At 46.6% G+C, this 25,903-nt stretch carries 23 protein-coding genes; 5 read left to right on the top strand and 18 right to left on the bottom strand.

Annotated elements, in window-relative coordinates; genetic code table 11:
• Positions 1-169: 169 nt before the first annotated feature.
• The 8 genes from LBPC_RS10970 to LBPC_RS11005 all read right to left on the bottom strand — a co-directional run bounded on the left by LBPC_RS10970 (position 170) and on the right by LBPC_RS11005 (position 10,990).
• On the bottom strand, positions 170-2,008 hold the full coding sequence (locus LBPC_RS10970) for a beta-glucoside-specific PTS transporter subunit IIABC (RefSeq protein WP_003661914.1): 1,839 nt from the start codon (positions 2,006-2,008) through the stop codon (positions 170-172).
• 452 nt (positions 2,009-2,460) lie between these two features.
• The gene (locus tag LBPC_RS10975) at positions 2,461-3,318 is read right to left on the bottom strand and encodes a PRD domain-containing protein (protein ID WP_003661913.1); all 858 of its coding nucleotides are present in this window, start codon (positions 3,316-3,318) and stop codon (positions 2,461-2,463) included.
• Between the two features lie 137 nt (positions 3,319-3,455).
• On the bottom strand, positions 3,456-5,087 hold the full coding sequence (locus tag LBPC_RS10980; protein WP_003661912.1) for an amino acid ABC transporter ATP-binding/permease protein: 1,632 nt from the start codon (positions 5,085-5,087) through the stop codon (positions 3,456-3,458).
• Entirely contained in the window at positions 5,084-6,775 is a 1,692-nt protein-coding gene (locus LBPC_RS10985) for an ABC transporter ATP-binding protein/permease (RefSeq protein ID WP_011674813.1), read from the bottom strand. The genes LBPC_RS10980 and LBPC_RS10985 overlap by 4 nt, the downstream gene beginning before the upstream one ends.
• Before the next feature lie 196 nt (positions 6,776-6,971).
• Entirely contained in the window at positions 6,972-7,397 is a 426-nt protein-coding gene (locus LBPC_RS10990) for a NusG domain II-containing protein (RefSeq protein WP_003661909.1), read from the bottom strand.
• Between the two features lie 150 nt (positions 7,398-7,547).
• Positions 7,548-8,648, bottom strand: a complete 1,101-nt coding sequence (locus LBPC_RS10995) for a hypothetical protein (protein ID WP_016365588.1) — start codon at positions 8,646-8,648, stop codon at positions 7,548-7,550.
• A 380-nt stretch (positions 8,649-9,028) separates the two neighbouring features.
• Positions 9,029-9,823: a hypothetical protein gene (locus LBPC_RS11000; protein WP_003580491.1), complete on the bottom strand. Its 795-nt coding sequence runs from the start codon at positions 9,821-9,823 to the stop codon at positions 9,029-9,031.
• The gene (locus tag LBPC_RS11005) at positions 9,824-10,990 is read right to left on the bottom strand and encodes a YncE family protein (RefSeq protein ID WP_003607271.1); all 1,167 of its coding nucleotides are present in this window, start codon (positions 10,988-10,990) and stop codon (positions 9,824-9,826) included.
• A gap of 223 nt (positions 10,991-11,213) precedes the next feature.
• Between LBPC_RS11005 and LBPC_RS11010 the strand changes: the two genes are divergently transcribed.
• Entirely contained in the window at positions 11,214-11,588 is a 375-nt protein-coding gene (locus LBPC_RS11010; protein WP_003661905.1) for a YxeA family protein, read from the top strand.
• A gap of 68 nt (positions 11,589-11,656) precedes the next feature.
• Entirely contained in the window at positions 11,657-11,980 is a 324-nt protein-coding gene (locus tag LBPC_RS11015; protein WP_003566944.1) for a magnetosome magnetite crystal formation protein family, read from the top strand.
• 71 nt (positions 11,981-12,051) lie between these two features.
• Here the strand turns inward: LBPC_RS11015 and cydC are convergent, their stop codons facing one another.
• The 5 genes from cydC to LBPC_RS11040 form a co-directional block, all read right to left on the bottom strand.
• On the bottom strand, positions 12,052-13,779 hold the full coding sequence (gene cydC / locus LBPC_RS11020; protein WP_003661903.1) for a thiol reductant ABC exporter subunit CydC: 1,728 nt from the start codon (positions 13,777-13,779) through the stop codon (positions 12,052-12,054).
• Positions 13,760-15,502: a thiol reductant ABC exporter subunit CydD gene (gene cydD, locus LBPC_RS11025; RefSeq protein WP_003571227.1), complete on the bottom strand. Its 1,743-nt coding sequence runs from the start codon at positions 15,500-15,502 to the stop codon at positions 13,760-13,762. The genes cydC and cydD overlap by 20 nt, the downstream gene beginning before the upstream one ends.
• On the bottom strand, positions 15,499-16,512 hold the full coding sequence (gene cydB, locus LBPC_RS11030) for a cytochrome d ubiquinol oxidase subunit II (RefSeq protein WP_003571229.1): 1,014 nt from the start codon (positions 16,510-16,512) through the stop codon (positions 15,499-15,501). Before cydB ends, cydD begins: the two co-directional genes overlap by 4 nt.
• A complete protein-coding gene (locus LBPC_RS11035) occupies positions 16,509-17,933 on the bottom strand; it encodes a cytochrome ubiquinol oxidase subunit I (protein WP_003571231.1) in 1,425 nt (474 codons plus the stop codon). The genes cydB and LBPC_RS11035 overlap by 4 nt, the downstream gene beginning before the upstream one ends.
• 238 nt (positions 17,934-18,171) lie before the next feature.
• On the bottom strand, positions 18,172-19,476 hold the full coding sequence (locus LBPC_RS11040; RefSeq protein ID WP_003661902.1) for a pyrimidine-nucleoside phosphorylase: 1,305 nt from the start codon (positions 19,474-19,476) through the stop codon (positions 18,172-18,174).
• 523 nt (positions 19,477-19,999) lie between these two features.
• Here LBPC_RS11040 and add point away from each other — a divergent pair.
• Complete coding sequence (gene add, locus LBPC_RS11045) at positions 20,000-21,019, top strand: adenosine deaminase (RefSeq protein WP_003661901.1); 1,020 nt, start codon at positions 20,000-20,002, stop codon at positions 21,017-21,019.
• 218 nt (positions 21,020-21,237) lie between these two features.
• A complete protein-coding gene (locus tag LBPC_RS11050; RefSeq protein WP_016376628.1) occupies positions 21,238-21,480 on the top strand; it encodes a hypothetical protein in 243 nt (80 codons plus the stop codon).
• Here LBPC_RS11050 and LBPC_RS11055 read toward each other — a convergent pair whose 3' ends face one another.
• Positions 21,481-21,969: a hypothetical protein gene (locus tag LBPC_RS11055; protein WP_003584834.1), complete on the bottom strand. Its 489-nt coding sequence runs from the start codon at positions 21,967-21,969 to the stop codon at positions 21,481-21,483. It lies immediately after the preceding gene.
• Between the two features lie 122 nt (positions 21,970-22,091).
• Here LBPC_RS11055 and LBPC_RS11060 point away from each other — a divergent pair, with 122 nt between their 5' ends.
• Positions 22,092-22,265, top strand: a complete 174-nt coding sequence (locus LBPC_RS11060; protein WP_003571239.1) for a hypothetical protein — start codon at positions 22,092-22,094, stop codon at positions 22,263-22,265.
• Positions 22,266-22,367: 102 nt separating this feature from the next.
• Here the strand turns inward: LBPC_RS11060 and LBPC_RS11065 are convergent, their stop codons facing one another.
• From LBPC_RS11065 to LBPC_RS11080, 4 genes are all read right to left on the bottom strand, one after another.
• Complete coding sequence (locus LBPC_RS11065; protein WP_003661899.1) at positions 22,368-23,288, bottom strand: DMT family transporter; 921 nt, start codon at positions 23,286-23,288, stop codon at positions 22,368-22,370.
• A gap of 30 nt (positions 23,289-23,318) precedes the next feature.
• Complete coding sequence (locus tag LBPC_RS11070; protein ID WP_003661898.1) at positions 23,319-23,933, bottom strand: DNA-3-methyladenine glycosylase I; 615 nt, start codon at positions 23,931-23,933, stop codon at positions 23,319-23,321.
• 207 nt (positions 23,934-24,140) lie between these two features.
• Complete coding sequence (locus LBPC_RS11075) at positions 24,141-25,061, bottom strand: IS30 family transposase (protein ID WP_003574021.1); 921 nt, start codon at positions 25,059-25,061, stop codon at positions 24,141-24,143.
• Between the two features lie 213 nt (positions 25,062-25,274).
• A complete protein-coding gene (locus tag LBPC_RS11080; RefSeq protein ID WP_003566971.1) occupies positions 25,275-25,721 on the bottom strand; it encodes a universal stress protein in 447 nt (148 codons plus the stop codon).
• Positions 25,722-25,903 lie beyond the last annotated feature (182 nt).

Consider the following 25,903-nt stretch of genomic DNA (forward strand, 5'->3'; position numbering starts at 1 on the left):
GGTCTGCTCTCCTTAAACGCGCTCCCAGCCGCAGAAACCGCGTCTGCTCACGCTCTTTTAAAACGCCTTCACTGGCGCAGCGCGGCTATGCGAAGAACATTAAAGGCAACAGCCGGTCACCCTTAATGCCGCTTCGCTACGCCGCGCTTACCGCGCCAGTTCACGCTCTTTACGCTAATGTCATGACCGGCCGATCATCGGTGGCTCCCTGTCCAAGCGTCGCGATTTGATACTGGTCGGAATTGGTCACAATCATCATCACGGTACTTTCATACCCTTCTTTTTCAATGGCTTCGTGATCGAATTGCACCAACGGCGTCCCAATTTCAACGTGTTGTCCTTGTGCCACAAGTGGTTGAAAATGTTTGCCTTTTAGATTAACCGTATCGATACCGATATGAATCAAAATTTCCGAGCCTTTGTCCGACTGAATCCCAATCGCATGACCGGTTGGATAAAGCAGTCTAATCACGCCAGCAACAGGCGCCTTCACCATGCCGTTTTCAGGAACGATTGCCACACCTTTGCCCATGGTCTCAGATGCAAAGACCTCATCTGCCAAGCCGGTTAACGGCACAAGCACCCCTTTGACTGGTGCTGCTAACGCTTCGCCTAGTTCGCTGTTGGCAGAAGGCGCTATTTTGGTTTTTGCGCCTGCGTTGATACCGCCAAAGAAGTAAGTGAGCACCGTCCCGAGCGCGAACGCGACCACATCGCCAACCACAGAAAGTCCAAAGCCTTTGCCAATAAAAGTTGGCAGTGAAAGCACACTGGCCAAAGCAGCGGCATTTGCCCCAGCACCGGAAATCGCCACGATCATACCGCCGACTGCTCCTGCCACACAAGCAAGATAAAATGGCTTTTTCAACTTCAATGTAATCCCATAAATTGTCGGTTCTGTGATCCCGAATAGTGCGGTAATGGTACTGGAACCGGCAAGACTTTTCATTTTGGCATCACGCGTTCTAAGAAATACCGCCAATGCTGCACCAGCTTGAGACAGCACTGCTGGCAGCAGAATCGGCATCATCAAATCGGTTCCATTCTGAGCAATATTGTTCATCATCACCGGTACCAGTGCCCAGTGAACGCCGAAAATCACGATCACTTGCCAGAAACCGCCGAGCACTAAACCAGCCAAAATTGGCACACTCTTGTTCAACGACACAATCGCTGTTGCCAACCAACTGCTGACCGTCGCACTGATGGGCCCAACCACAATCAGCGTCAATGGCACAATGACAACCAAAAGACAAACTGGCGCCAAAATGTTACGAACGGATTCGTGCCACAACTTGTTGAAAACTGGTTCTAAGAATTTTTGAACAACAACAACCAACAGAATTGGCAAGACTGTCGCGGTATAATTCGCCGGCACGACTGGAATACCGAAAAAGTCAATAGTTGTTGCCTTTGCGCCCAACGCGACAATGCCCGGCGACACCATCGCCGCCGCAATCGCCATGGACACAAACTGATTAACCTTGAGTTGTTTAGCAGCGGTAAATGCTAAGGCAATTGGCAGGAAATAGAAAATACCATCTGCTGCGGCCCACCAAATTTGATACGCGCCGCTTTTCGCTGTTAACCAGCCCATGACCACGGCCAGTGATAGCAAGCCTTTCAAAATCCCTGCGCCGGCCATCGCGCCCAAGAATGGCGTAAATACACCGGAAATGAACGTTAGCAGGCTGTTGAAAGCGCTTTTGAACGTCATTTTCCCTTGTGCGGCTGTTTCACCGCTAGTTTCGCCTTCGCTTAAAGATGGTTCCAGTTTCACGACTTCATGGTAAACATCCCCGACATTGTTACCAATCACGACTTGAAACTGACCACTGGCTTCAACCACGGTGATCACACCATCCAACGCCTCGATTTTATCTTTGGGTACTTTTGCACGATCCTTCAATGTAAAACGCAGACGAGTGGCACAGTGCCAGACCTGATTGATGTTTTGTTTGCCACCAATCAGATTTAATAATTGCTGAGCTAATCCTGATTCATTCATTCGGCCTTCCCCCTTTAGCTACACATAGCTACACTTGCGATTCCCACAGCGAGTGATATGGTTCAGTATCTTGCATCACGATGACTGCACTTCGCTGTCTGGTGTTGCATTCTTTCTTAAACGCGATCGCTAGCCTACTTACACTCCGGTTTCTATCCGTGCTAGCTCACGTTCTTTCTCAAAACGCGTTCGCTGGCGCAGAAACCTGCACATAAGGACCTGAAGCCTAAATGGTCCAAGCCCAACCATTTAGGCTTCAGGCCGCTTATGCTCCGATTTCTAACCGCGCCAGCTCACGCTCTCACAAAAAAAGCCAGAAAGACCGGACTTGTGGTGTACAAGTCGTGTCTTTCTGGTTTTGCCTAATCCAATAGTTACAAGCCAGATGGTTCTGTATTCGCTTTCAACGACACCATCTTATCGTACGCATTAGCACGCGTCAACAACTTTTTTCACTCCGTCAAACTTTTTGCTAAGCGCGCAATATGCATGGTGAGATAGATTTGCTCGTTTTTAGGAATCGCAATCGCTAACTTCTGTTGCATGAATCGGTCAACGTCTTCCATACAGTGAGAAGCACGGGCATAATCTTGTTGAAGATGTTTCAACAAGACATAGTCGTAGTGTTCCATCTTTAACGACAAAGGCGACGGCGCAGCAGCATACATGCGTTGTAGGAAAAATTTGAGGTGAATAACTAGTCGTTGATAATCAGGTGTTTTGACGTTCATGTCCAGCCCTAGATTGTAAAAGATTATTTTCGTGAGACTCGCCAGGGTTTGGGTAAAGGCGAGTGAGTTGAAGGTTTGCTGATGGTTCAGATCGTTGCTCACAAACTTTAACGCGATGAATCCCGCCTCATCTTCCGGCAATTGTTCATGCAATTGCACGGCGATTTGATGCAATGCCCATTCGCCCATCTCGTATTCTTGGGTGTAGGCAACCTGAATCTCCCATAGCAATTTGTTGTGCAATACGATCTTCTCATGCAGCCGTTGCACCGCAAAATGAACATGATCGGCTAGCTCAATCAACAGATAACTGTTGAACGTGGTTTGCAATCGCTTTTCTGCCTCCTGAATGATCCCAGCGGCCAAATCCAAATAAACACTGGGCAGACTGGCAATCGTCGCCGTCGCGATTTTCAGCTTTGCTTGATCCTCTGGCACATAGACTTTCATACTGTCGCGCAAGGCCATCTTGGCGTCTTTTTTAGCGCGGAAACCGATCCCACGCTCGACCACGATCACCTCGCGTTGTTGATGTCTGGCCACGACAGCATTGTTGTTCAGCACGTTTTGAATAATCATGGCGACCCTCCCCCAAAGGTATTCGAATCTTCACTTTGTCGTATTCTCAAAATAGCGTAACAATGATTTTAAAAATTGACAACGTGAACGACTCAGCCGCCGAAAATATCGACATTCAGGTGGGATCTTTATGCCTGTTATTTAGGCTCGGTGCTGGCAGCTGAAACCCGATGATCCGCAAATCGGTACAGCCGATCAGCATAAGCCGCCGACTCTGCACGATGCGAAATCATGATCACGATGCCGTGATAGTAAGCCTTGATAGCGTCCAAAATTAATCGTTCGTTTTCAGTATCAAGATTGCTCGTTGGTTCATCCAGCACCAAAACGCTGCTTGGATGTAACAAGGCTCTGGCCAATTCCAGCCGTTGTTGTTCCCCACTAGAAAATTGTAATTGTCCTGATACGACATTTTCATCAAGCCCCTTTTCGGCCTGACGCAACCGCGACGTCAGCTTGACTTGATCAAGCACGGTCCAGATTTGCGCATCTGTGATCGTCGAATCGTGCAACGTGAGATTGTCACGGACCGACTCAGAGAAAAAGACTGGCGTTTGTGGCAGATAATTCACCTGCGCGCGCAGTGATGCTGGATCAATTTTGGTCAGGTCAATGCCATCAATTAAAATTCGGCCTTGGGTGAGCGGATACCAACCCATGATCAATTTGGCCAATGTACTTTTTCCAGACCCACTGGCGCCGACAAAACCGACAATTTCGCCGGCATGCAAGGACAACGACACTTGCCGCAAAACGGTCTCGTCACGGCTAGGATACTTAAAGGTGACGTGATCAACTTGAATGGTCGCGATTTGATTCAGTGTTTGGGTAGCGTCAATCGCCGCTGATGTTGCTGGCGCCTCTTGCAAAAGATTCAATAAATTGCGAGCAGCCGCAAAACCATTCAATAGCGAGGCTGGCAAATTGGTTAAAGCTAATAACGGTCCGAACGTGAGCGGAAACACGGCCAATAAAGCTTGTTGCAATGGCTGCGGCTGAGTCCAACCGCTCAACCACACAATGAATAGCCACGCTACCAGCATCACCAACGTAGCACTCATATTTTTCAATAATTGACCAAACTGGGATTGTTGAAAGGCGGTCGCCTCATGATCAAATCCCTCATTGCCTGTTTTCATGCGCGCATCAGCAACCTCTAACTGACGCAAAACCGCCATGCCGCGAACGGATTCAAGCAGGTACTGCTGATTAACCGCTTTTTGACGATCCGCAGCCTGAGCCTTCGCCGTCATCTGCTCGTGCCGATAATACGGAATTAACAGCCCGACAGCCGCATAGCTCACCAACACAACGGCCGCCGCCGGATCATTTAAGCTGCTATAAACGGCAACCATCAAGACACCATAAATAAGGCCAATCGCAACCGGAACAATCGTATGTGCGTAGAAAATTTCCATTGCCTCAATGTCACTGCCAATCAGTTTAAGCAACTTGCCGCTGCCTTGGCTATCAAGTTTAGCAGGCGCCAACTGCACCAATTTTCGATAAACCGCACCGCGCAATTCGGCCAAGACGTGAAACGCCACAAAATGGCCAGCATATTGTTCACCAAAACTACCCAGACCAACAATCACCACCGAGATGATGCCGGGGATTAAAAGGTGTGAGGCATTCTGGGGATCGAACAACATCATCGCAGCCAAAACTAAAACGACGACTTTTGTTAATTCGGCCACCAAGCCAATCAGAAAACTGATGATAATAGCCCCCGTTAAGTGGTGGGTGTAACGCAGTAAACTTCTGATCATGATGGCTGACCTTCTTTCAACATTGCCTCGGGATTATCAACTAAGTGACGATACGCTGGCTGATCGCGGTAAAGCTGTGCATGATCCGCGCTGATTAACTGATGATCGTGAATAAACCAAACAACGTCAGCTTCGGCCATCGCTGACAGATCATGGGAAATAAACAGCACAATTTTCTGACGGCTCAGTCGCTTGATCGCCGCTAAAATAATGGCAGCATTCGCAGCATCAATACTTGATGTCATTTCATCGAGCAAATACACCGTTTTGTCTGCCAGTAACATGCGCGCAAAGGCCAACTGCTGCCGTTGTCCCGGCGACAGCAACCGCCCACCTTCTCCAACTTCAGTGGCATAGCCATCTTGCAAATCAGTCACAAAGTGCATCAATCCCAATTCGTCAAGATGTTGCTGCCACTGATCACCAAATTGATTGCCTAAAAGCAGATTTTCCTTGATAGTGCCGGAAAAAATATAGTCATTGGCAGCCACATACCCAAACACCGCCGCGCGTTGTGCGTTGCTCAACGCAGTGACGGGCGTGTTGTCAGCCATAATCGTCCCGGATAATGGTGTCAGTTGCCCCAACAATGCCTGTGTCAACGTACTTTTTCCTGTACCATTTTCGCCTGCTAACCCATATAACTTACCCGGAACAAGGGTCGCATTAATGTCGGATACAAGCGGTGCGTCCGCTTCGTAACCGATAGCAACATCTTGCAAAACCAACTGCTTCAGCGGTCGATTATCCGTGATTTTGACTGTTGCAGGTGTCGTCTTAGACTTCGCAATGGTTGCCAAAATACCGGCTAGTGCCGGACCGTTCGACTTAACCACATGGAAAAAGTAGCCAAGTTGACGGGCATTCACCATCATCATGGCCAATGCAAACCAAGTGGCAAATGCCCCGGCAGCAGGCAGTTGACCCGCAGCAAGTTGCAGAGCCGTCACAAATCCGCCAGCAAACACTGTCAAATAAACAAAACCATTGATAACAAACAATACTTGCAATTGCGTGCGCAGCAAATTCATGGTTGCCTGCCGAAAATACTCACTATCATCGGCGAACTTTTTAGCATACCGATCCGCTGCATTGTACATCACCAGTGTGTTCATACCGCTCAAATCATTCATAAAGCGACCACCCATCCGCAGAAAACCGGCAAGATGCGCCTTGTTTTGCGCTGACATCTTTTTCCCCAAAAACATCATCGCAAAGCCGATTAAAAAAACGCAGGCAAGTGGCAAAAAAGCCAGCCATGAACCATACCAAACCGACAAGCCAATCAACAGCAAAAAGGTAAGACCTGCTTGGATTAAGGTTGGAAATAAGGTGCTATAAAACATATCTAAATTATTCAAGCCGCCAAGATCGCGCTGAATCACCGCATTATCTGCAGCCGTTGCATCCCCTGCATTGTTACGCTGATACAGCGCCTCGAAATAGTGATCTCGCAACTCACGCTTAGCACTCATAGCCCATGCATGACGATGATGACGCTCATAGCCAATCACATAACCCAGCCAAATCAACACCAAGATAACTGTGATGACCAGGGCATTCCCCGGTCGCTTTGCCGCAAAGTTCAACGCTATCATGATTGGCAACAGTGTTGGCAACCAGTCAAAAACAGTTTCAATCACCCCGGCCCAACGCTGGTCACGGCCATACTTTAGTAATCCTAACAATGATCTGCCTCTTTCTTCCTTGCCTCGACACATGTCGACTTTCATCCGCAAATACGGCAATAATCTTTAAAAATTTAAATTGTTTTTTTAGTTTACCACGAGAACTCAATCGTCTTGCAAACATTTTTCGACAACCTTCATCACATAAAAGACCGTCACCAGCTGACAACAGGCTAGTGACGGCCCGGGACTCTCATTATGGGTGAACCAAGCCACCAGTGTCACCGCTCGTTCCCGTACCTGCTTGTGCTGGCTTGATCTCAATCAGCAGTTTATGCGGCAGACAAGTACTTTGCTGACCGACCTGACTGATCCATCCTGTATGAACAGCGATTTGATCAGGTGAATTGTCTTCCTTATCCCGAATGCGCGCCCCTTGCACTTCAATGATGTTGTATTGGCCCTTTGCCGGATACAACGTGAACTGCTGATGACGCGTATGAGTAGTGAGTTGAATACGCCGTTTAACATGACCATTGATCGAAATCACAGCCACTTTTTGATTTGTATTCACGTTCGCTTCCGTCAACGAAAAAATGCCAACCGGAAGAAAGCATGCCACAAATAAGACGATGACAATCACATAATCAAACGGTCGAACATACTTTTTCAACCAGCGCACTCGAATCCCCCCTTGTCGCCGTCTATTTTACACGTCATCAACATGCATCGTATGCACAGGTGTTGCTATTTTTCCGGCAAATGAAAAGCAAAAAAGCTACGAATCTCATAGGACTCGTAGCCTTTTTGATGTTATCTTCATCAACCTAACTTACTTAGCGGCTTTTGCGGCACTGATAATCGCGGTCAAATAACCCGACGTATCAGTAAACGTTGCACCAGAAACGACATCGCTGACTTTCTTTTTGCCCTTCAAGTCACTAACAGCTGTTTCCAGTTCAGCAATCGTCTTTCCTTTAGCAAATTCGTCAATCGCATTTGAGTTTTCTTGCCAAGTCTGGGTCGCCTTGCCTTTTGACTTCATAATTGCTGAATAAGCCTCGGAATTGGCCCGCTTGGAAGCTAACACGGTGCCAGATTTGATTCCCTTGCCAAAATCGGCATTGGAATTAGGCACACCGCCAAAATCTTTACTTGGCATATACTGGAATTCATCCAAGAAGACATTCGCGATCTTATCCCCTTGCATGGCGACCGTCACGATTCCAAATGATTGGGTACCATGCGGCGCAGCAAGCACTTGCCCTTCCGTGATCGTGTTGTCTGTTGTCTGAATTCCTTCAGCTACCATCCCGGTTGTTGCGGCGTCATAGATAGCCTGTAAGTAACCAGCCGTGTCAGCAAAAGTTGCACCAGAAACTACATCGCTAACCTTCTTAGTATCTTTAACCTTGGCAACATCCGCCTTCAAATCTTCAATCTTTTTACCTTTTACAAAATTCGTGATGGCTGTTTCGTTTTCCTCCCAAGTATGGGTCGCCTTGGCCTCTTTCTTCATCAATGCAGAGTACGGCTTGCTATTTTCCGCCTTGGCAATCAAAAACTGGCCTTTAGGATAACTCTTGCTAAAGTCCTTGTTTGAATTCGGGACACCAGTCCAATCGGAACTCTTTTTGACATACTGGAACTCATCAATCTTAGCAGAAACAATCGTGTCGCCATTCAGCGTCACATTTACAGCGGCAAAGGATTGCTTGCCGTGCGGTGCAGCATAAAGCTGACGCATCATTAAGGTGCCGGCTGCCGGCACCTTGGCACTCGCATCGGCGCCGGTATTAATCTTCACCTTAGCATTGCTCGTCTGGCTAGTCGTGCTGCTGCTCTTGCTCGAACTAGAGCTCGATCCACTACTACATGCGGCCAACCCCATGCTGACCAAAAGTGTGGCACTGAGCACTATTAGTTTTTTCATGTCGTTCTTCCTCCTCGTTGTGTAAGCGATTTCATATATAATGAATTCTATCACAAATGAAGGTAGACATCACTGGTTTTTAATTGATATATCACTTTTCACTTCAATGATTGTTTGAATATTATTGATACAGAATGTCTTAAATCAAGCTACTTTTTATATGGAAAATTCATGGAAAGTTTGTCCTTTCTTTCACAATAAAAGTTATATTTTTGATGTTTTTGAACCGTCTTTCTTTAAAAGACATTTATTGATTGCCACCCTCTTTGCAGTTTGTTAGTTATTTCAACATTTATTTGGGCTTCTCATATTTTTGACAAATCTAAACCATCAATTTTCCTGTCCATATAAAAAACCGTCATCACCAGCCGATAACATCACTACCCTAACATCACTGCCAGCCCTATCATGACGTGCATCAAAATAAATGCACTCAGCGTCACCACCAAAATGTTACGCGAACGTCGATAGACCCAGTATAGTGGCAGCTGTGCGACCAACCCGCTGGCAATATTGACAAAGACATGCGGTGCAAGCGGTGTAGTTGTCACAACAGCCGTTACGGCCAGCGCCAAGAGATAAGTTAAAAACAATGCCCAACGCCGATGTTTAATCGCCAATCGACTAAATAACTGTTGACTAGCTAGGAAAATCATCACCGCCGTTAATTGCGTTGCAAGCGTCATGAAAAAGGCGCGGAAACTAATGAGGCTAAAAGCACCTAAGTTACCAAACTGGGCGGCCTCCAGCGTATTGACAAAATCAACGCCAAACCGAATTGGCACCAAGTCGCCAAGAATCCCGCCAAGTGTGGTCGCAATCAGGTACAAAATACCATAAGCGAAAACATACCAGATGTCCCGCCAACGAAAACTTGCAAAAAGCTGACTCAAGCCATCCCAGCCGGCTGCCCATACAGCGCCAGCAAAAATGATGGCACAGTAAAGAACGCCGCCGAACACGACAACGGCTCGAGTCCAGCCATTAGCAACATTCAGAAAAGTGGTGCCGGACATGTTGAAAAATCCGCCAATCGGATTGCGTGTATAAAAGAGCAGATAGGTAAACAAAACAACCGAGAAGAACTTCAGCCAGTTATTGAACGTAAAATGCGGTTCAGTTTGACTAAAAGGAACTGGCCATTGTTTGCGTTTAGCTAATTTTGTTGCTTCCAATTATTTCTCCTCCTTTAACACAAGTTGAACGAAGCCTTCCAAGTTCATTGACAGGACCCGGTCTAATTGATTGGTACTGCGATGCCGATAAGCATACGCCGCCGATTCAAACATCATGTACATCCGCCCATCATGCGTGCTGATCTGTTCTAAGTGCGAAGGCATATCAAACGTGTCAATCGCATCACTAGCGCGGAAGATGGTCTTCTTAGGATCGGTTTTAAAGATATATAACGTCGAGTTACCACCACCATAAGATTGCGACAGAATCGTATAATCCCCATAAAAGGCCATCCCTTGGATTTTCGATAAAATGTCTTGATGCAAAACGGATTGTGTTAACACGTCAAATTGATTCGAGATGCTGGAAGTGAGGCTTTTCCCAACAACCTGCCCCTTATCATTTAAAGGATAACGTTGAATGTTCCCTTTTCCGGTTGGATTAAAGAAGCCGACGAACAACGCATTTTCGTAATAGGTGACAAAAGAAGCTCGGCTAATATTGCCAAGTTGGGCGCGTTGAGAATAAGCCACAGCCTTGGCTTTCTTATCAACATTGTAAGTCAAGGCTGTTTTTAGCTTGATTGCAAAAACTTCAGCCGCATTGTTCCGGCGTCCGCAGATCCAAATGTTATCGTTTTTGGCATCATAAGTTAACCCACCAACATGGGGACGGCCATTCAATACCACTGTGTTAAGCAACTTACCGGTTTTCAAATCCTGAATATACATCACTGAGTTATGAAAACCGTCATGATCATATGCTGTGGTTAATAAGTAATCACCGGCCACCGTAACGCCTTGTGGGGTCATGGTTGTACAAACTTCAACTTCGCCGGTTTCAGCATTGAGTGTTTTCGTTGCCTTTAGACCAGGTACTATCGGCTGACTGCTATATTTAACATTGAATTCGTCTGGCGTATAGTTAAATGTCTTAGCATCTTTAACCGGGCCTAATCGAACCATTAAATCCAAGCGTTTGAACTTTTTCAGCGTTTTTTCGAAGCGACTTTCTGAATATAAGCTGTCAGTGTTGGTCTCTGTCCGTGACGTGTTCGGCTCAACTTGGTAACGTTTAACCGTCCCAATTCCCCAGCCAAAACCACCAATAAAAATGATAATGAGTACCAAATCGACAATCAAAATCATGAGATTTTGGCGATTCAATTTTTTCTTCCCATCCCTATTCAAAATACGTTCACCCTTCACGTTCTATAATCGTTATATCAATGTCATCATTATAGCAAACCTTGCTTCTGATCCGCATCACATGACCTTTTGTTTAACAAGGTTTCCTTATAAGGTAATCGAGTCATTTTAATGTTCGAATGAATGATGTTATTGTTATAATTTATACAATAAGTTGCATATACACCGTTTGGGAGGGGATATGAATATGAAAAAAATCTTGATTGGTATTGGCATCTTCATTGGCCTCGTCTTTCTTGGTGGTGCAGGGTTTTACGCTTGGTATACTCAAAGCACCCCTTATTACACCCAGATTACGACGACAGGCAAGAAGTTTGATGTTATCGATGATGAGACCGGTGCTGCGCGGGATATTGATTATGCCTATACTCAGATGGCCTATGATGAAAAAGGCCACGATACAGAGGTTGATTTCAACGGTCACAAATCTCGGCCTTTGAAAATGCAAGCTTATCTCCGCCTCGATTACAGCACGCGTCGAAACCAAGTGATTAGTTGGGAAGCCGTACCAAAGGAAAAGGTTCCTAAAGCAGCTTTAGCAAAATTAAATCGCTAATTAAAAAAGGTGCGCTGGCGCAGTTTGAAACCTGCGCCAGCGAACACATTTACAAGGAGATGTCTATTATGACGAATGAACACAAAGTTTTACGCGGGTTGTCTTATATCTCGGTCATTTTTGCCCCCATTCTCTTTCCAATTCTCGTTTGGATTTTCACCCCACAAGGTTCCGTCACACGGGACACAGCTAAACACGCACTTTGGCTGCATATTATTCCCACCCTATTGAGCATTTTTATCTTTATGATCATTGGCGGTGTCGGTTTCTTCACAAACAGCATCAACGCAACATCCGCCGTTTCACTTATCTTGCTACTTGTTGCCATGGTCGTTGACATTGGGATGGTAGTCTACAACATCTACACAGGCATTAAAATTATCACCTCCTGATTAACCACTCAACATCGCAAAAAGGGGGCGCCTCTCGTCATGAGAAGCACCCTTTTTGGTTTATCAAAATTTCACCGTAGCCCCGCATCCAAAGCATACAAGTTCTGATACCGCTCGTCGTGCTTAGCCAAGTGACTAGGGGTATCATTCATCGTCAAACGGCCATCTTCAAGAAAAATGACGCGATCAGTTTGATTGACGCCTTGCAAATGATGCGTCACCCAAAGAATGGTTTTGCCTTGCAATACTGTGAACATCGTCTCCAGCAAAGCCTGTTCCGTAATTGGATCAAGGCCGACTGTCGGTTCGTCCAACAGCACAATCGGCGCATCCTGTAAAAGAATTCGAGCTAGCGACAAACGTTGCCGTTCACCACCTGAAAAACCGAAACCTGCTTCCTCGACACTGCTGTTAATACCATTCGGCAATTGGGCTACGAGCTGGTCTAACTTGACTGCCTTAAGAGCAGCGGCAACATCAGCATCGCTGGCCTGCTCATTGCCTAAGCGGACATTGTTGACAATCGACGTGTTGAATAAAAACGGACTTTGATCCAACACTGCAAAAAGATTGGTGCGATGCTGCTGATAAGTCAGGACATCTTGACCGTCGACCAACACGTTGCCAGTTGTCGGCGTTAGGTCACCAAGTACCAGTTGCAACAACGTGGTTTTGCCCATGCCACTGGGTCCGAGAATCGCAATTTTCTCGCCGCTGTGAACGGTTAGATCAATATCGGTAATTAATTCAGGATCTTTTGGCGTGTATTGAAAACTGAGATGCTGCAATGTCATCTCTTTGAACTGAGTCGGTACTGCTTGTTGTTGCGGTAATTGTCGCGTGACCGGCTGCAAATCGTTGAGATGACGAATCGCATCGCGGTATGTCGGCCATTCGCCAACCCCTTGTGCGATGCCGGAAAACGCTTGATCGAGTGGGAAAACAACCAGTACAAACGCCCCAACCCAGTTAGCACTCGCTTGATTACCGGTCCACTCAAGGTTTGTCCAGATCAACATACTAATGACAATTAAGACAAACAGCAGTTGGCCGACAAAGTCTCGGCGCCATTGAAACCGCTTGGACTTCACCGTCGATGCGGCCAACTTTTTAGGCGCCGCCAGACTTTGAGACATAAAATCCTTTTCGCGATGAGTAATGACCCAATCGGACAAACCGAGCACTGAATCCGTCAATGAGACATAGGCATCATGATTCAATTGCTTTTGTTCTGCCTTTCGAAAACGCTCAACTACCAGTCCCCACCAAGGCAGAATCAATACTTGAAACAACAGCAACAACATAATCCATAGTGCAAAGCCCCAGTTGAACCAACCTAGCAACAAAGTGGCAATAACCGTTAGACCAGCGCCGACCACAGTTGGGAAAATCATCCGCAAGTATAGATTCTGAATGTGACCAATGTCATCGGCGAGCAAGCCTAGAATATCGCCGGTTTGATGATGTTCGGACACAAAGGCAGCATCAGTTTCCAACACTTTGTACAATTTTCGCCGCATGTGGCTAGTAATGCGCAACACCCAGTTGTGACTGGTCAACCGTTCAATGTATTGAAACACCGGTCGCCCAATCCCAAAAGCGCGGGTCAAGACAACCGTGACATAAATAGCTGCAAACAATGGCTTCGTGGCACTTTTGTCAATCAGAAAACCTGACGTGAACATCAAGGCACCAGCAAAGACAAAGGTCATAACCCCCAGAATTAACGACCAGAAGAGTAAGCCGCGATAGCGTTTCAAGTCTGGGCGAACCCAGTGCTCATTTTTCAACCAATGCATTGAATTCACCTCGCATTTCGTGCACAAGGGCCTGATACGGCTTAGAATGTGCCGCCAGCTCACTTGGGGTCCCTTCAGCAATGATCTTGCCACCATCAACCACAATCACGCGATCCATTTGATTGAGCCAGTGTAGCCGATGGGTCGCAAAAATCACGAGCCGATTTTTGAACAGCGGCACAAGCGTTTCTTTTAACTCGGCTTCAGTTTCAATATCCAAATGGGCAGTTGGTTCGTCAAACAACCAAATCGAGCGATTCGTATCAATCAAAGTCCGCGCCAACGCAATTCGCTGGGCCTGACCGCCGGAAATACCACGACCGCCTTCCCCGATTCTCGTTGCATAGCCGTCTGCCAAAGTTTCGATCCAATGACTCAACCCCGCCGCCTCAGCTGCCTGTTTCACATCTTCATCTGACGCATCCGGCCGATAAAACCGGATATTGGCAGCGATCGTATCCGCAAATAGATACGGATCTTGTGGGATATAACTCAAATGATCTTGCCAAGCTGCTTGGGTCATATGCGGTACCTTCGTTCCTCGAACCGTCATGGCAGCTTTTTGCGGCTGCAAGAAACCGCCAATCAAATTGAGTAATGTTGATTTACCTGACCCGCTAGCACCGATAATCGCCACTTTTTCCGTGCCGGTAAACTGCAGATTAGCATCTTGAATGCCCGCGCGTTCATTTGGATAGGTGAAATCGAGGTGGTTAATGGTTACCGTATCCTGAGCCTGCCACCTTGAAAAAGCCGGTAACACATTGGTATCAGTAGGTAATGGCTGATCAATCACTTGCCAAATCGCCTTCATCGCATTTTTGCCATTCAAGGTGGCATGGTAGTCAGTCCCAAAATCACGAATCGGCATGAAATATTCCGGTGCCAAGATCAGCGCAACCATTGCTGGATAGAGTGGGATCGCGCCATCCATCAATTTGATCCCGAGGAAAACCGCAACAACTGCAATCGACAAGGTGGTGAAGAAGTCTAGCGCAAACGTTGAGAGCATCGCGATGCGCAAGACGCCCATGGTTTGTTTTCGATAGTCTTCCGACACATCGTACACATTATTCGCGTATTGCCGACTAATCCCCATCAACTGCAAAGTTTTTAAACCACGCAAGGAGTCAATGAAATGATTGCTCATCTTTTGAAACCCAGCATATTGGCTTTCAGATTTATCCTGTGCTGCCAAGCCAAGAATCACCATGAACAAAATGATAATTGGAAACATGATCAGCAAGGTGAAGCCAGTTAGCCAGTTTTCGTACCAAATATAGGCAACTAAAACCCACGGAATAATACTCATGTTCAGTATTTTGTTCAAAATCAGTTCAATATAATTTTCGGCTTCGGGAATGCCATCCAGCGCCATCGTGACCAAATTACCGGTTCCTTCCTTGGCAACGGCAGCCGGCCCCAACGCATACAAGTGCTTGAGCAATTGGGCTTGTAGCCAGGCCGAACTAGTCATGGCAAATCGTGCCCCGATGCGATTGCGCACCCAAACAATGAGCTGACGAATCACAAAGGCAGTCGCAAAAAGTCCTAACGGAAGCCATAAGCCTGCTAAACTTTGCCGGTTCCAAGAATGAACGATCCCTTCAGCAAGAAATTTTCCTTGTAATAAAATAACAAAAGCTTGCACGAGCGCAAACCCGGCAAGCATTGTCATAATTCGTTTCATTCCCGAAAGGCGCATGAGCGTCTTATCGATCATTCACTAACCGCTCCTTTTGCTTGAATCCGCTTGTGGAAGACCACATAGCTCCAGATGAAGTATGCCAAGGCAATTGGCAGCAGAATCACAGCGACAATCGTCATAATGGTCAGCGTCAACGGGCTAGCACTGGCGTCTTTTGCCAAAATGGACATAGCCGCATCTTGACCAATCATAACGCGTGGGAACAAGCCGTTGAAAATCACACCGACAACCCCGACAAGCCCTAGGGCACTGCCAACAAATGACAACACTTCATTATCTTTAAGCACGCCAACATGAGCGGCAACTGTCGAGCCAACAATCACAACCAAAATCAACAAAGTGCTGATTGGGCGTTCTTTGAAGAAGTCGGTCATAAAGAATAGAAGGACAGCGAAGACAACTTCACCAGCATACAACAAGTAGTACAACTTGCTGTTCCAGTCACGCGCACGCTTGCGCAAGTCGCCAGTCGTTTTCAGACGAATAAAGTTTAAACCGTGCATGAGCATCATCAAAGTGACCGCAACTCCGCCGACAATTGTCAAAAGGTTGATTTGATTACCTAAAGTAGGATAAACATCACCAGCCTTGGTAATTGGTAACGGTTGAATGATCGCGGTAAAAATCATCCCTAAGATGAACGGTGGGATTAAACTGCCGCAAGCCAAAGCCCAACGCCAGATATTTCGACCTCTTTTGGTCTCGGCATGTGCAGCAAATTCAAACGACACGCCGCGAACAATCAAACCGAACAACACAAGGAAGAACATGATGTAAAACCCCGAGAAGAGGCTGGCATACCACATTGGATAAGAGGCAAACATCGCGCCACCAGCTGTGATCAGCCAAACTTCGTTCCCATCCCAATGTGGGCCGATTGTGGCAACGAGTTGATCTTCTTCGTCAGAGTTACGCGCCAATAGCTTGGTTGACATACCAACCCCGAAGTCAAAGCCTTCAAGGACGAAGAAGCCGCTGAAAAGGACAAACAATAAGAAGAACCACAAAATCTGTAACCAGCTCATTTTGCGAACGCCTCCTTAGCAAACGGATCACTGTTGACCCCGTAGTCAGTGTTCAGATCGCCTTCAGGACCCTTCTTAAGCACGCGATGTGAGTAATAAATCATGACACCGCCGAGCAAGGTGAAGATCAAGAAGTAGCAAATGTTAGTGAACAGTAACTGTCCAGCTGTCGTTGTCGGCGAAACCGCATCGGCAATTGAATACAGGCCGTAGACAACCCATGGATACCGACCAAGTTCAGTGATAAACCAACCAGCCGTATTAATGATGAATGGGAGCCACAGCGCAAAGCCGAGAATATACAATAGCCAACGCTGATTAAGCAAGGTATCTTTCTTCTTCCGGCTAAACCAGAGACCTAGAACGCCGAGCAGGAACAGAAGAACGCCACCGCCAGCCATGACCCGGAAGCTCCAGAACAAGGTTTTAACCGGCACATAATAGTCCCTGTCTTTGCCATATTTAGCTTGAAGCTCCTTATTAGCTGTCTCCATGCCTTTGACTGCGCCGTTCATTTTATGATACGACAGCAAACTTAATAGATATGGCACTTCAATATTGCCACTGGTCGTATGATCTTTAGTATTGATTAATTCGACAAGCGTCCATGGTGCTGGATCACTGGTATCTTTATAAATTCCTTCAGTTGCCGCAAACTTCATCGGCTGATCTTTAATGATGAATTGTGTCTGCAAATCACCAAAACCGATTGCGCATGCAGAAGCGATGGTGCCAACAATCAAGCCAACTCTAAGAGACTTCTTGTAAAAGTCAACTTGATCTTTTTTAAGCAAACGCCATGCGGCCATGCCGGCTACAGCAAAGCCAGCCGTCGTAAAGGCACCGAAAATAACATGCGGAAATTCAACCCACAGTTGCGGATTCGTGATCACGGCACCAAAGTCGACTAGTTTAACCCGACCCGTTGCTTGATTAATCGCAAAACCGGTTGGATGCTGCATGAAGGCATTCGCCGACAGAATCCAAATGGCTGACAGCGTGGTGCCTAGCCATGTCATCCAAATAAAGATAGCGTGAACAGCCGGTTTGAAACGATCCCACGTGAACATCCACAAACCGATGAAAGTCGATTCCATGAAGAATGCCAGTAACGCTTCAATCGCCAGTGGCACCCCAAAGATGTCACCCATAAACCGTGAATAATTAGACCAGTTCATGCCAAACTGAAATTCTTGAATAATACCTGTAACGACCCCAACCGCAAAGCTGAGTAAGAAGATCTTGCCCCAGAACTTGGCCATCTTCTTATATGTTTCATTCTTTTTGCGCACATACATCGTTTCCATAATGGCGGTAACAAGCCCCATACCAATTGAAAACGGCACAAAGAAGAAATGGAAAACGGTCGTCATCGCGAACTGAAAACGAGCTAGCGATAATACGTCCATTGCCAATAGCATATGTTTTTCCTCCCTTACTAGATTGATTCCAATCTAAGTATACCCCTGAGTTTTATTTTTTAAAAACCAAAAACCCAAAAAATAGCATTGAAATAATGCTTTTCATCATTCACATCAAGTCAAAACTGTTATGATATACAGCTGCACGCTTAATTGACGGCGTTTCGGCCACCAAACAAATATTAACTAAAACCATTTTGAAAACACCTTTGAAAACGATGGAAGAATGAAAACGTATTTAGGGGCGAATCACTTCTTGAATCAGCGGCGTTTTTTTCGGCGCTTTATCGCCAATATGATAAGCGTTTCTGACCATGTTGCTGATAGCGTCAACGTTCTCGGTGTCGGCATGCAGCGTAACCAACGTATCGCCTTTGGTCACAGGTGTCCCCAATTTTTTATGCAGAACAAGCCCTACTGCCAAGTCTAAAATATCATCTTTTTTCGCTCGACCGCCACCAAGTTGCATCGCTGCCAAACCCAGAGCATTTGTGTCAATTTGGTCAACAATGCCAGATTCGGCAGCTTTGACAGCAATTCGATACTTAGCTTGTGGCAGTTTGCGTGGATCATCCACTACTGAAGCATCCCCGCCTTGTGCTGTGATCAATTGCTTGAAGGCATTCAACGCACGCCCGTCACGCAGCGCATCTTCGGCTAAGCCGCTGGCAATCTCTAGACTTGCCGCCTTGCCGCCAAGCACCAGCATCTGTGCTGCCAACGCAACGGTAAGATCATGGACATCTTTCGGACCACGATTTTTAAGAATGGCAATAGATTCCGCAATTTCCAGACTATTACCAATCGTAATGCCCAGCGGCTGGCTCATGTCTGTCAACAAAGCCACACTTTTAACCCCAGCGGTTTTGCTGATACCCACCAAGGCTTTGGCCAACGCCCGCGCATCTTCGGTGGTCTTCATAAATGCGCCATTGCCGACTTTCACATCAAAGACCAAGGCATTCGTACCACTGGCTAACTTTTTACTCATGATCGACCCCGCAATCAACGGAATCGATTCAACCGTACCTGTGACATCGCGCAAAGCGTAAATCCGTCGATCTGCTGGCGCAACCTCGCCGCTCGCACTGATAATGGCTTCATTGATTTGCTGTACCTGCTGCTTGAATTGGGTTTCGCTTTCCACAACATTGAAGCCAGGAATGCTCTCAAGTTTGTCCAATGTACCGCCCGTGTGACCAAGACCGCGTCCGGAAATCATCGGCACCGGCACACCTAGACACGCAACCAGCGGCGCCAAAGGAATACTAATTTTGTCACCGACACCGCCAGTACTGTGTTTATCGACTTTAATACCCGGAATATCGCTCAAATCAAGTACGTCACCGGAATGCAGCATTGCAAAAGCAAAATGGCTGCGTTCCTCTGGCGTCATACCATTAAAATAAACCGCCATCAGAAAAGCACTCATCTGATAATCCGGAATTGCTTTTGCCGTATACTGTTCAATCATCCAAGTGAGCTCTTCATTGGTTAAAGCTTTGTGATCACGTTTTTTCGTGATTAAATCGACCATGCGCATCTCTCATCACCCTTTTCCCAGTTATTCATTCCATTGTACCGCGTCACGCGCCGCCTATGTTAAACTCTAAACAATCAGAGCGTGAACCAGCCCGGTCAGAAACCGGAGTGTAAGTGGCCTTGGATGTGATGGTCGGGCTTTGACCATTGCATCCAAGGTCCTTACACGCAGGTTTCTGGGCTGGTGAACGCGTTTAAAAGAGCGTGAACTGGCGCGTTTAGAAACCGAAGCATAAGTGGCCTCAAGCCTAAATAGCTGGGCTTTGGCTATTTAGGCTTGAGGTCCTTATGTGCAGGTTTCTGCACCAGTGAACGCGTTTCAGCCAAGAGCGTGAACCAGCCCGGTCAGAAACCGGAGTGTAAGTGGGCTTGGATGTGATGGTCGGGCTTTGACCATTGCATCCAAGGTCCTTACATGCAGGTTTCTGGGCTGGTGAACGCGTTTAAACAGACGCGAACCAATCACCCCTCGGTCATGCCGACCACTCTTTATTGCCTGCGAACTTGTTTAGGAGGAAAACTTGATGGACTTTCAAACATTACATCAACTAAGCAAAACCGAACTACATTGTCATTTAGACGGCTCATTGTCGTTAAGTTGCATTCGTCAGCTCGCGAAAATGATCGACCGAAAATTACCGGCGACTGACGACGAACTGCGGCGACTGGTTCAGGCACCAGCAGATTCCGAGAATTTAGGTGATTATCTCAAAGCCTTCGACTTCGTGGCCCCCTTGCTGCAAACCAAAAAGGCCTTGCAACTCGCGGCCTACGATGTCGTTGAACAAGCGGCTGAAGAAAACGTCCGCTATATCGAAATTCGCTTTGCGCCCGTATTTTCCCTAGCAGGCGGATTATCGCTGGTCGAAGCAACGCAAGCCGTCATCGAAGGCTTACACCAAGGCATGGCAACATATGACATCATGGCGAAGGCCTTAGTCTGTGGCATGCGACAGTTGCCCAACACCGATAACCAAACAATGTTTAAAACCACCGCCCCACTACTTGGTTCAACACTCGTCGGCGGTGACTTTGCCGGCAACGAAGCTGATTTTCCAACGAACGTGTGCGCGCCGGCCATTAAAACTGCTCAATCCCTTGGCGTGCCGCTTACGTTTCATGCCGGCGAATGTCATTGCCCGCAAAACATTGCTGAAGCGGTACGACTCGGCATTCCGCGGATTGGCCATGCCACCGCTTGTTTTGATCAACCGGCACTCATTGAGAAAATTGTTGAAACTGGCACCACAGTTGAACTTTGCCTCACGAGCAACCTCCAAACGAAAGCCGCTCGTACACTTGCTGAGTTTCCATATCAGGCGCTTAAAAAAGCTGGTGCCAAAATCACCATTAACACTGATAATCGAACAGTCTCGAATACCACGTTAACCCAGGAATATCAGCGTTATCAGCAAGCTTTTGGTACAACAGCAGCTGACTTTTTAGCATTCAATTTAAACGCCATTGATGCAGCTTTCATTCCTGATGCCGATAAGAAATCATTACGCGACCAGTTACATCAAGATTACGCAACTTATTGTTAATTTTCCCCAATTAAAAGACAAGCCATGATCACGCCTATTGCTTGTCTTTTTTAATGCAGTTAACCAAGGCCTTGCTGATCAGGCGCTTAATCATTGCTTAATGAAAGCGCCACAACTTCGTCACGAATAAAGCCCAAATTCACCGCACATTCATCCCGCCAAAGCCACAGCCCCTTGTTATGCTGATTTTATCAACAAACGAAAGAAGGATGATGCATATGTTGATTAATCAAACTAATGTCATCGCAACCCAATTACAACAAATTGCTTACCCGTATATTAACGCCATTACTGAAACCGGCGTCCCGATCACAATTACAACCAATCAAAAACAGCGCGATGACCCCGCCTTTTGGCAGAGCATCAGCGCTATCCTGAAAGCTCGTTTATGGGTACCCGTTTCAAAGAAGTACCATGAATTAACCGACCATGACTGGCTGGCGACACCAGAAATGCCCTAACTAAGCTTGATAACTTGAAAAGGCCGTCGCAGCAAGCACCAAGGTCAACACAGCATCTGGTGAAAGTGCCGCACTGACTGTCTCAATATGGCCGCTGGTTGCGACTGCGCCAATCACTTCAAGCCCGTACTTAACAATATTCAAGTCACGCTGCGGGGTATACCCACCGTCAAAAACGGGTTCATGATTGTATGTAAAATTCAACTGATCATTTTTGATTGAGCCATCCACATGGTTGACCATGATACGGTCATGGGTGGCGGTCAATGGCGCATTGTCATCTGGCAAGTTTAACTTGTGATCAGATTCAATTGTATAATAATCGGCCTGCTTCATATGCAAGTATTTCTCAGCTGGCTTCTTGAGCACTTTCAAATAATCCACAATTGCGTATACTTTGTTGGGGTCAAGCTGGGTTTTCTTGGCCATCAGGTCATCATTATGCGCCTCAAGCCAGTCTGCTAAATTACTGATACTAAATTGATCCATGTTGTGCCTCCATATTCGTTGCTAATTCTTACGCCAGTATAGCATGGTCTTCAAGTCTGGCGAAGCGGGATTGTCATAAACTTGTTACACATACTGTTATATAATAGTAGTGGGAGATGAGGATGATGCTGAGCAATCGCGAGCCATATCCAATTATCGATTATTTAGGCCGACCTATCAAGCTGTCACTGTTTGTGACCTATCGATTACGCATTAAAAACGGCTATATCCTTGCACTGCGCCGAAATCAACATCAGCAAGTGATCCCGAACCTCATGGCCAAGAATGCGAGCTGATTCGGTTGCTGCAACAGCCACTGATGAACGGTTACTAATTGGCTAGGATGGTGTGTATCAATGCACCATCCTTTTTGATGGCGCCAGATGCGGCACGATCACTCAGTCCGAGGAGCGATCTTCCAGCTTCGGTCCATGCGGCGTCGCCATTGCCATCATGGCGACTGTCAAAATAATAATAACGCCACCCAAGATTTCCGCAAATCCCATATGCATGTGTAAGAAAACGACTGAAACAACCGTTGCACCCAACGGCTCAAAGGCGTCTAGCAACGTGGCTGCCGTCGGAGAAATGAACTGCAAGCTCGCAAGGTAAACCGAATAAGCAATGATGGTGCCAAAAATCACAATGAACCAGTAACCAGCCCAACCTGCGTGATCTAAATGCGGTATTTCCTTCCAAAAAGGATCAAATACATCAATCAACAAACCACCAATCAGTTGCGCCCATGCCGTGACGACAATCGGCGAGTGGCGGTGCAACAAGCCTGCAGGCAACAAGGTATACGCCGCTGCCGCCAATGCTGCCATGATACCCCAGAAAAAAGCATTCGGCGAAATGGCCAGATGAGTAAAATGCCCTTTGGTAACAACCAAAGCCGTCCCCATCATGGCAAAGCAAATCGTCACAATATCAATTCGTCGCGGCTTTTCGCGCAAACGCAGCGCTAAGAATATCAACACAGCCACCGGTGACAAATATTGCAAAATCGTGGCAGTTGCAGCATTGGCTACTGCAACTGCCTTAAAGTAAATATACTGCATCCCGATCATGCCAAACAGAATAAATAGAATTAGCTGCAAGGCATCACGAGTATTCCGCCAAGGTGCTAGAATCGCTTTACGCTCTTTCCAAAAAGCCACGAGCATCAAAACAATTCCGGCGATAATCATCTTCGAACTAATCAGCCATGAAACTTTAATGCCTTGATCAAATAAGGCCTCGCTAATTGGGCCAGAGATTCCCCAAAAGCTTGACCCTAAAATTGCTAGAAAAATCCCCCACAGTCGGACGCGCTTCACCAGTCTTGCTCCCTCTTGGGCCGATTCGGATCAGTCCTGCATCACAACATGATCATCAATTAATCCGGCGCCTTGCAAATAATTATACACGATTACCGGCCCTACGAACGCAAAGCCGTTATTTTTCAAATCCTTGGCGATTTTGACCGATAAGGCACCTTTGGTCGGAATTTCCGCACGCGACTTAGGTCGATTGACCAACGGCTTGCCGTTCACAAAATGCCATAAATAGTGATCAAGGCTGCCATACTTTGCCTGAATTTTTAACACAGCTCTGGCATTGGTAATTGTTGCCTCAAGTTTCTTACGATTGCGAATGATGTCTTGCCGCTGCAATAACTGCTCGACGTCTTCTTCATCCATAGCAGCTACTTGTTTAATCGCAAAATTATGAAAAGCATCGTTAAAAGCAGCGCGCTTGCCAATGACTAGTTCCCAATTCAACCCAGCTTGGAAAATCTCAAGGGATAACAACTCAAATAACTTTTGATCATCATGAACCGGCACGCCCCATTCATGATCGTGGTACGCGCGCATAGCTGGTGACATTTTGGCAACCCAATCCGTATAACGCTTACGTTCCTGATACCGCTGCAATGCTGCTTCTGTCTTGGCTTCTTCAGCGTGATCATTTGGTTTTACCATTGTCCAGCACCTCCATAGACTTGCATAGGCTTCTCTTTTACGGATACATTACGCCGCGCTGGCAGGGATTGCCAGTGAAGATGCTTGCAAGGCAAGATCATGCGTTCACCTGTGCAACGCTGGACAGGATTCCATTCATTTTAACGCGTTCGCAGCCACAGATGCCTACATATAAGGGCCTTGAACCCCTAGATTGCAATAATAAAGTTACCACCTAGAAAGAGGCTTGCTCACTGCTTGAACTGGGGTTTGCCAACGGAGACATTTTCTAGGTTTGTTATTGATAAGCGCTGTGGCTTGTTGAATATCGGTCTCTGAAACCTGATCAAACTGTGTTCCCTTCGGGAAATAGTAGCGAAGTTCTCGATTGAACCGTTCATTTGTGCCCCGTTCATTCGGGTGATAGGCGTGGCAAAAGTAAACCGGTATCCGATAGCGCTTTGTAAGCGCCTGATCGCAGGAAAACTCTTTACCGTGATCAACCGTCACTGATCGAACCGGACCCGGAAAGTCCACCATCAGTCTTGCAAATCCCTTGAGAACAGCATTTTGTGATAAGTTTTCAAGCTTAGTTGTCGCCATTAAACGTGTCACCCGATCGACAATGGTCAAAACAGCAGCCTTTGACCCGCGACCACCGCGAACTGTATCCATCTCTAAATGTCCTTTTTCGGTTCGCCGATTAGCTGACTCACTGCGAATCTCAATTGAGGTGCCTACTGCTTGGTTATAGCGCGACCGAAGGTCTTGTCTTCTTTTATGACGTTTACCGTGATCAAAGAGTTGGCTTGGCTGAAAATCGACTTGTCTTTGATAAATCCAGTGGTAAATCGTGTGTGGCGCACAGTGAACGGCATAACCGACCATTTCAGGGGACCAACCTAGGTTTAGCTTCTCAGTTACCATCCGCTTCAACTTAGGCGTTAAAATCGAGTGCCGACCACAACGATGCCGACAAGTATCGGCATGATCCTGAGCTATAATGGCGCAGTAATCACCTTCAGGGCAACGGTGAAGCTCATGCCTAATAGAAATACGAGAGCGGCCTAAGGTCGCGGCGATGTATTGAATCGTGTGGTGTTGCATCAGTTCTATCTGAGATCGTTCAATTAAGGTTATAATGGCCATGGGACCTGTCCTTCTCTCTAGATGGTATGTTATGCAAACACCATTTTAGCAAGAACGGACAGGTCTTTTTTCACATTTTCTGGGTGGTAACTTTAATTATGCAATCTAGGAACCGAACTGGCCACTTACACTCTGTTTTCTAGCCGCTCCTGTTCGCGCTTAACAAAAAAACCGATAACAAGTTTTGTCATCGGCTCACAAACAATCACTTACCTATTTAGTTTTAACGATCAGGACATCGCAAGGTGCCGTGCGATTGACATATTCCGTGACAGATCCGACAAGGACGCGTTCTACAGCGTTCAAGCCAGTTGCACCGATCACAATGAGATCATTGTGATGGTCGTGCGGAAAATCAGTTGCAATTACCGTCTTGGGATTGCCAAACCGAATGTGAATATCAAGATCATCCAGACCTGCACTTTTGGCTTGATCTTTCAAATTATCTAAGTATTCCTGTGCATCTTGCGTCAACTGATAAACCGCATCGCCGGAAATCATGCCGCCGTAACTGCCAATAAACTGTTTGGTATCAAGCACATTCAAAACATCCAAGTGGGCTCGGTTGGCCAGTGCAACCTTAATGGCCTTGTTAAAAGCTAATTCTGCTTCCTTCGAGCCATCCACCGGTACGAGCAAGCGATCATATTCTTGATCCATTCCGCTCACATCCTTACTTTCTGATTAACTTAAGCATAGAACGCCGAGGAAACGAATACAAGAAATAAATTTGAACACTTAACATAGTAATCTATCCCAAGACCCTGTAAAATAAGACTCAACGGCAGGCTTTACTGATGCGCGTACTGAATCTGATCGAACCCGGTTATTATTTATTAAAA

Source organism: Lacticaseibacillus paracasei subsp. paracasei (assembly GCF_000829035.1).
Taxonomy (GTDB): domain Bacteria; phylum Bacillota; class Bacilli; order Lactobacillales; family Lactobacillaceae; genus Lacticaseibacillus; species Lacticaseibacillus paracasei.

Excerpts from the sequence above, each read along its gene's own strand:
- LBPC_RS10970 (WP_003661914.1), bottom strand. The coding sequence starts at position 2,008 with ATGAATGAATCAGGATTAGCTCAGCAATTATTAAATCTGATTGGTGGC.
- LBPC_RS10975 (WP_003661913.1), bottom strand. The coding sequence starts at position 3,318 with ATGATTATTCAAAACGTGCTGAACAACAATGCTGTCGTGGCCAGACAT.
- LBPC_RS10980 (WP_003661912.1), bottom strand. The coding sequence starts at position 5,087 with ATGATCAGAAGTTTACTGCGTTACACCCACCACTTAACGGGGGCTATT.
- LBPC_RS10995 (WP_016365588.1), bottom strand. The coding sequence starts at position 8,648 with ATGAAAAAACTAATAGTGCTCAGTGCCACACTTTTGGTCAGCATGGGG.
- LBPC_RS11010 (WP_003661905.1), top strand. The coding sequence starts at position 11,214 with ATGAATATGAAAAAAATCTTGATTGGTATTGGCATCTTCATTGGCCTC.
- LBPC_RS11015 (WP_003566944.1), top strand. The coding sequence starts at position 11,657 with ATGACGAATGAACACAAAGTTTTACGCGGGTTGTCTTATATCTCGGTC.
- cydC (WP_003661903.1), bottom strand. The coding sequence starts at position 13,779 with ATGCATTGGTTGAAAAATGAGCACTGGGTTCGCCCAGACTTGAAACGC.
- cydD (WP_003571227.1), bottom strand. The coding sequence starts at position 15,502 with ATGATCGATAAGACGCTCATGCGCCTTTCGGGAATGAAACGAATTATG.
- cydB (WP_003571229.1), bottom strand. The coding sequence starts at position 16,512 with ATGAGCTGGTTACAGATTTTGTGGTTCTTCTTATTGTTTGTCCTTTTC.
- LBPC_RS11035 (WP_003571231.1), bottom strand. The coding sequence starts at position 17,933 with ATGCTATTGGCAATGGACGTATTATCGCTAGCTCGTTTTCAGTTCGCG.
- LBPC_RS11040 (WP_003661902.1), bottom strand. The coding sequence starts at position 19,476 with ATGCGCATGGTCGATTTAATCACGAAAAAACGTGATCACAAAGCTTTA.
- add (WP_003661901.1), top strand. The coding sequence starts at position 20,000 with ATGGACTTTCAAACATTACATCAACTAAGCAAAACCGAACTACATTGT.
- LBPC_RS11050 (WP_016376628.1), top strand. The coding sequence starts at position 21,238 with ATGTTGATTAATCAAACTAATGTCATCGCAACCCAATTACAACAAATT.
- LBPC_RS11055 (WP_003584834.1), bottom strand. The coding sequence starts at position 21,969 with ATGGATCAATTTAGTATCAGTAATTTAGCAGACTGGCTTGAGGCGCAT.
- LBPC_RS11060 (WP_003571239.1), top strand. The coding sequence starts at position 22,092 with ATGATGCTGAGCAATCGCGAGCCATATCCAATTATCGATTATTTAGGC.
- LBPC_RS11070 (WP_003661898.1), bottom strand. The coding sequence starts at position 23,933 with ATGGTAAAACCAAATGATCACGCTGAAGAAGCCAAGACAGAAGCAGCA.
- LBPC_RS11075 (WP_003574021.1), bottom strand. The coding sequence starts at position 25,061 with ATGGCCATTATAACCTTAATTGAACGATCTCAGATAGAACTGATGCAA.
- LBPC_RS11080 (WP_003566971.1), bottom strand. The coding sequence starts at position 25,721 with ATGGATCAAGAATATGATCGCTTGCTCGTACCGGTGGATGGCTCGAAG.